Genomic DNA, 6673 nt, shown 5'->3' with positions numbered 1-6673 from the left:
CCGCTCACCAAAGGGGCTCATTACTTTGACTACAAACCTGGCGCGGGTGAACCCGGTAAAAGACCTGGTATCGGCCGAGAGGCTGGCAATGTCTGGAGTGGTTTCAGTCAGGGGCCGGACGGCAATTGCGTCACGGTGTCGGCGATAAAGGCGGCCATGATGAAATTTGGCCAAAAACCCACCGATGTCTTCAGTGAGGTGAAGGAGGCGGGGAATGGCTATGACGTGACGATGCGCGACGGCAAATCGCTTCACCTGTCCAAGGGCGAGCTGAAGCAGGCGGCGCGGGAGGCGCGCTTCAAGGGGGATGACCCGCAAATGATCACGGATGCCAACTTTATGTATGCCGTCAGTGCCAAGCGGGCTCAACTGGAAGGCAATGGCCTGGATGACAACATCAATGAAGCGAAAAAGAGTTACGCGCACGCCTTGCACAGCCTGAACAACGGCGAAATGCCTCACGAAGCGTTGGACCGTCTTGGGTTGCAAGGCCTCTATCGGCGCTCATCGAGCAGTGAACTCGCGAGCGGCAAGCTCGGCGTCGTGGCCTATGACCACCATTCAATGGCGGTGATTGGCGGCAGGGTCGAACTGTGGGGGCAACGCGGGGCGCAGCCCAAGCAAGGTATTGCCTACGCATTCCATTAAGGCGCGCTAAACGAAAAAACCCGATAAACCCTATACAGTCGGGGTTTATCGGGTTTTTTAATCCCGGGCATTTACGCCCGGGACCTGCTCAGCTTATTGGCAAGCTTCGCAATCCGGCTCGTCGATCGCGCAGGCTTTAGGCACTGGCGCCGGGCCGGCAGGAGCAGCCAGGACCGAATCATCACCGTGGTTGCCGCTGGAAACAGCGTTCAGCTTACCGGTGTTGATGGTCGACTTCTCGGTGCTGGTCGCGGCCAGGGCACGGAGGTAGTAAGTGGTTTTCAGGCCACGGTACCAGGCCATACGGTAGGTCACGTCGAGCTTCTTGCCCGATGCGCCGGCGATGTACAGGTTCAGCGACTGCGCCTGGTCGATCCACTTCTGACGACGGCTGGCGGCGTCAACGATCCACTTGGTGTCCACTTCGAAGGCCGTCGCGTAGAGCTCTTTGAGTTCTTGCGGGATGCGCTCGATCTGCTGCACGGAACCGTCGTAGTACTTCAGGTCGTTGATCATGACCGAGTCCCACAGACCGCGGGCTTTCAGGTCGCGAACCAGGTAAGGGTTGATCACGGTGAACTCGCCCGACAGGTTCGATTTCACATACAGGTTCTGGTAGGTCGGTTCGATCGACTGCGACACGCCAGTGATGTTGGCGATGGTGGCGGTCGGTGCGATGGCCATGATGTTGGAGTTACGAATGCCTTTCTGCACACGGGCACGTACCGGCGCCCAGTCCAGGGATTCGTTCAGGTCAACGTCGATGTACTTCTGGCCACGCTGTTCGATCAGGATCTGTTGCGAATCCAGCGGCAGGATGCCCTTGGACCACAGCGAACCCTGGAACGTCTCGTACGCGCCGCGCTCGTCGGCCAGGTCGCAGGAAGCCTGGATCGCGTAGTAGCTGACCGCTTCCATCGACTTGTCGGCGAACTCGACCGCAGCGTCCGAACCGTAAGGAATGTGCTGCAGGTACAGCGCGTCCTGGAAGCCCATGATGCCCAGGCCAACCGGACGGTGCTTGAAGTTGGAGTTCTGCGCTTGTGGTACCGAGTAGTAGTTGATGTCGATAACGTTATCGAGCATGCGTACGGCGGTGTTCACGGTGCGTTCCAACTTGGCGGTGTCCAGCTTGCCGTTGACGATGTGGTTCGGCAGGTTGATCGAGCCCAGGTTGCAAACGGCGATCTCGTCCTTGTTGGTGTTCAAGGTGATCTCGGTGCACAGGTTCGAGCTGTGGACCACGCCTACGTGCTGCTGCGGGCTGCGCAGGTTGCACGGGTCTTTGAAGGTCAGCCATGGGTGGCCGGTTTCAAACAGCATGGAGAGCATTTTGCGCCACAGGTCTTTGGCCTGGATGGTCTTGAACAGCTTGATCTTGCCTGGGTACTGGGACAGGGCTTCGTAGTACTCGTAACGCTCTTCGAAGGCCTTGCCGGTCAGGTCGTGCAGGTCCGGCACTTCGGACGGCGAGAACAGGGTCCACTGGCCGTCATCGAAGACGCGCTTCATGAACAGGTCAGGGATCCAGTTGGCGGTGTTCATGTCGTGGGTACGACGACGATCATCACCGGTGTTCTTGCGCAGCTCGATGAACTCTTCAATGTCCATGTGCCAGGTTTCCAGGTAGGCACACACAGCGCCTTTGCGCTTGCCACCCTGGTTCACGGCTACGGCGGTGTCGTTCACGACTTTCAGGAACGGAACAACGCCTTGCGACTTGCCGTTGGTGCCCTTGATGTAAGAACCCAGTGCACGCACCGGCGTCCAGTCGTTGCCCAGGCCGCCTGCGAATTTGGACAGCATGGCGTTGTCGTGGATCGCGTGGTAGATGCCCGACAGGTCATCCGGCACGGTGGTCAGGTAGCAGCTCGACAGCTGTGGACGCAGGGTGCCGGCGTTGAACAGGGTCGGGGTCGACGACATGTAGTCAAAGGACGACAACAGGTTGTAGAACTCGATCGCACGGTCTTCTTTGTTTTTCTCTTCGATCGCCAGGCCCATGGCCACGCGCATGAAGAACACTTGCGGCAGTTCGAAGCGGATACCGTCCTTGTGGATGAAGTAACGGTCGTACAGGGTTTGCAGGCCCAGGTAGGTGAACTGTTGGTCGCGCTCGTGGTTGATCGCCTTGCCGAGTTTTTCCAGGTCAAAGGTGGCCAGGATCGGGTTCAGCAATTCGAATTCGATGCCCTTGGCGATGTAGGCAGGCAGGGCCTTGGCGTACAGGTCGGCCATTTCGTGGTGGGTGGCGCTGTCGGCGACGCCGAGGAAGCCCAGGCCTTCGGCACGCAGGGTGTCCATCAGCAGGCGCGCGGTCACGAACGAGTAGTTCGGCTCACGTTCAACCAGGGTACGGGCGGTCATCACCAGGGCGGTGTTGACGTCGGTCAGGGCCACGCCGTCGTACAGGTTCTTCAGGGTTTCGCGCTGGATCAGGTCGCCGTCGACTTCTTCCAGGCCTTCGCAGGCCTCGGTGATGATGGTGTTCAGGCGGCCCAGGTCCAGCGGTGCAAACGTACCGTCGGCCAGAGTGATGCGGATCGACGGGTGAGCTTGTACGGCAGCTTCTTCAGCCGGGGTGCGTACAGCGCGTTCCTTGGAACGGGCGTCACGGTAGATCACGTAGTCACGCGCCACTTTCTGCTCGCCGGCACGCATCAGGGCCAGTTCGACCTGGTCCTGGATTTCTTCGATGTGGATGGTGCCGCCCGAAGGCATGCGACGCTTGAAGGTCGCGGTGACTTGTTCGGTCAGGCGGGCAACGGTGTCATGGATGCGCGACGAGGCAGCTGCGGAGCCGCCTTCAACTGCAAGAAACGCTTTGGTGATGGCGACGGTGATTTTGTCATCGGTGTAAGGAACGACAGTGCCGTTACGCTTGATCACGCGCAATTGGCCAGGTGCGGTGGCGGACAGATCCAGGTTCGAATCAGCGGCCTGCGGCACGGAGCCTTGCGGGTTCTCGCGAGTTGTGTCGGTTTGCATGGGGGGTTGTCTCCACATTCTATATTTATTTGGGCACCATCACGGTGCCCACCGTTCCGTCCTGAAGCACTTACAACAGGCCTGCGCCTGGCATAACAACTTCGGGACAGGAGGAAGGGAGCTCATCGCGCCGCTTCCATGCCGAAGTCTTCGGTTCGGGCCGCAAAAGGCCATCGCCGTATTCCTGGTGGGTGACAGTTGCTCGCTTCAAGCACTGCAACACCCGTACCGTTTTATGCCCTTGTGGCGCTAAAACGGTTGCCCTCCGCTTGAGCGGTTTGGGCTTTCAAAAAATGCTGGGTTTAGACCAAACGGGCGCAAGAAATGGCTTGAATTTCTTGTCTGAATTGTGTTGGGTCTTTTCGCTCAAAACCCTACATGTAGGGTTTTTTTAGCGCCGAGGTACAAGATAATGCGTTTTGGGGGGCTTAGCAACGCACTACCTGTGGATAACGTTGTGGGTAAAATGTGTATGAAACGTGGAACACCCGTGTAGGCCGCAGTACTGCTGGATTACGCCGTTTGTCACCGAATATTCCAAGCTGAAAACCGCCAGTTGGTTTTTTGGGGGCGCGAACCCTATCACAAAAAAACGCGATCACCGAATGGATTTCCCGGCTTGTGTTAGAGGGTTGGCCCATGGCTACAATCGGGCTTTGTTATGCCCTCAAAACATTACAAACAGGGTATGGCCAACTCGGCCAACGAAGCCCTTATAACAACGAGGATCACCCGTGGAGCAAGAAGCCTGGCAAATATTGATCGTCGAGGACGACGAGCGATTGGCCGAGTTGACCCGTGATTACCTGGAGAGCAACGGCCTGCAGGTATCGGTGGAAAGCGACGGCGCCAAGGCCGCGGCGCGCATCATTGCCGAACAGCCCGACCTGGTGATTCTCGACCTCATGCTGCCCGGCGAAGACGGCCTGAGCATCTGCCGCAGGGTGCGCGAGCGCTATGACGGCGTGATCCTGATGCTCACCGCGCGCACCGACGATATGGATCAGGTGCTGGGCCTGGACATGGGCGCCGACGACTACGTGTGCAAACCCGTGCGCCCGCGCTTGCTGTTGGCGCGCATCCAGGCCTTGTTGCGGCGCAGCGAACCGGCCGAGCCCGCCCTCGTGGAAAACCTGCGCCGCCTGCAGTTCGGCCCGCTGGTGGTGGACAACGCCTTGCGCGAAGCCTGGTTGAACCAGGCGGGCATCGAGCTGACCAGCGCCGAGTTCGACCTGTTGTGGCTGTTGGTGGCGAACGCCGGGCGCATCCTGTCCCGCGAAGAAATCTTCATCGCCCTGCGCGGCATCGGCTACGACGGCCAGGACCGCTCCATTGATGTACGCATTTCACGCATTCGTCCGAAGATCGGCGACGACCCGATTCACCCGCGCCTGATCAAGACCATCCGCAGCAAAGGCTACTTGTTCGTCCCCGAAGCCGCTGCCGATATGCCGCTGTGAATTCCATCTTCCTGCGCATCTACGGCGGCATGTGCGCGGCGCTGATCCTGGTGGCCTTGCTCGGTGTGCTGGCCTTGCACCTGCTCAACGAGGTGCGCAGCGGCCAGTACCGTGAGCGCCTGGCCCACGGCACCTTTGCGCTGATGGGCGACAACCTGCAACCGATGAGCGCCATTGAGCGCCAGCGTGCCCTGGCGGTGTGGGAGCGTTTGCTCGGCATCCCGCTTGAATTGCGCCCATTGGCCGATGCCCAACTGGACCTGAGCCAGCGCAATCGCCTGCAACGCGGCCAAGTCTTGGTGGAGCAGACCGGGCCGCATGCGGCGCGGGTACTGCGCCTGGTCAGCGAAAAAGAGCAGTGGGTGCTGACCGGCGAAGTGCAACAGATCAGCGAGCAACTGGCCCGCGCGACTATTTATCTGCTGGCGGATGAGCTGGTGCGTTTCCCGGTGGCCGAGCAGCCGCAACGGTTGGCCGCTATAAAAGAAGCCAAGGGGTTTGGGTTTGAGATGCACCTGATGACCCTCGACCAGGCCGATATGGATGAAGACCAACGCCGTCGTGTCTCGGAGGGCGATACGGTGATGGCCTTGGGCAAAGGTGGTGATTCGATTCGGGTGTTTGCCGGCATGGTCGGTACGCCGTGGGTCCTTGAAATCGGCCCGCTGTATCAGATGAATCCTTATCCGCCGCAGTGGCTGATCCTGATTGCGTTGATCAGCCTGACCCTGATCGGCTTGATCGTCTATCTACTGGTGCGCCAACTGGAGCGGCGTCTCAAGGGCCTGGAAGCAGCGGCTACGCGTATCGCCAAAGGCAACCTCGAAGTGCGCGTACCGGCCCGTGGCGCCGACTCGGTAGGACGTTTGGCGGCGGCCTTCAATGGCATGGCCGAACACCTGCAGCAATTGCTGGCGATCCAGCGTGAACTGGTGCGTGCCGTGTCCCACGAGCTGCGTACGCCGGTGGCGCGCCTGCGGTTCGGCCTGGAGATGGTCGGCGACGCCGCCACCGCCGAAGCCCGGCGCAAGTACCTGGACGGCATGGACAGCGACATCCAGGACCTTGATGGCCTGGTTGACGAAATGCTCACCTATGCGCGTCTGGAGCAGGGGGCGCCGGAGCTGAATTTCCAGCGGGTTGACCTTAGCGCGTTGCTGGATCAGGTGATCGGCGAATTATCGCCACTGCGTCCGCAGGTCACGGTGACGCGCGGTATTTGCCTGTCATCGGCGCACTGGGACGACGCGTGGGTCGACGCCGAGCCTCGTTATTTGCACCGCGCCCTGCAAAACCTGGTGAGCAATGCGATGCGTCATGCCCAGGGGCAGGTGCTGATCAGTTATCAAGTCGGCCAGGTGCGTTGCCGCATCGATGTGGAGGACGATGGCCCGGGCGTGCCGGAGGGCGCCTGGGAGCGCATCTTTACGCCGTTCCTGCGCCTGGATGACAGCCGCACGCGCGCGTCGGGTGGGCATGGGCTGGGGTTGTCGATCGTGCGGCGGATCATTTATTGGCACGGGGGGCGGGCGTTGATCAGCAAGAGCAATAACCTGGGTGGGGCGTGTTTCAGTTTG

General features: G+C 60.1%; 3 protein-coding genes and 1 pseudogene. 3 read left to right on the top strand and 1 reads right to left on the bottom strand.

The annotated features are described in order from the left end of the window. Positions 1-648, top strand: a pseudogene (locus tag WBB95_RS07405) (hypothetical protein); the annotation flags it as partial. A 93-nt stretch (positions 649-741) separates the two neighbouring features. On the opposite strand, the gene WBB95_RS07400 reads toward WBB95_RS07405, so the two are convergent. Further along, on the bottom strand, positions 742-3636 hold the full coding sequence (locus tag WBB95_RS07400) for a ribonucleoside-diphosphate reductase subunit alpha (protein ID WP_424486975.1): 2895 nt from the start codon (positions 3634-3636) through the stop codon (positions 742-744). 734 nt (positions 3637-4370) lie between these two features. On the opposite strand from WBB95_RS07400, the gene WBB95_RS07395 reads away from it, so the two are divergent. Further along, positions 4371-5096: a response regulator gene (locus tag WBB95_RS07395; protein ID WP_424486974.1), complete on the top strand. Its 726-nt coding sequence runs from the start codon at positions 4371-4373 to the stop codon at positions 5094-5096. Continuing rightward, positions 5093-6673: ATP-binding protein (locus WBB95_RS07390; protein ID WP_424486973.1), on the top strand; the 1581-nt coding region annotated here is incomplete at its 3' end. The genes WBB95_RS07395 and WBB95_RS07390, both read left to right, overlap by 4 nt.

Source organism: Pseudomonas sp., from assembly GCF_049645325.1.
In the GTDB taxonomy this organism is placed as follows: Bacteria; Pseudomonadota; Gammaproteobacteria; order Pseudomonadales; family Pseudomonadaceae; genus Aquipseudomonas.
Note: the sequence above shows the minus strand (reverse complement) of the source record. Positions and strands in the feature narration are given on the sequence as shown.

Coding starts and splice junctions, on each gene's coding strand:
- WBB95_RS07400 (WP_424486975.1), bottom strand. CDS start 3,636: ATGCAAACCGACACAACTCGCGAGAACCCGCAAGGCTCCGTGCCGCAG.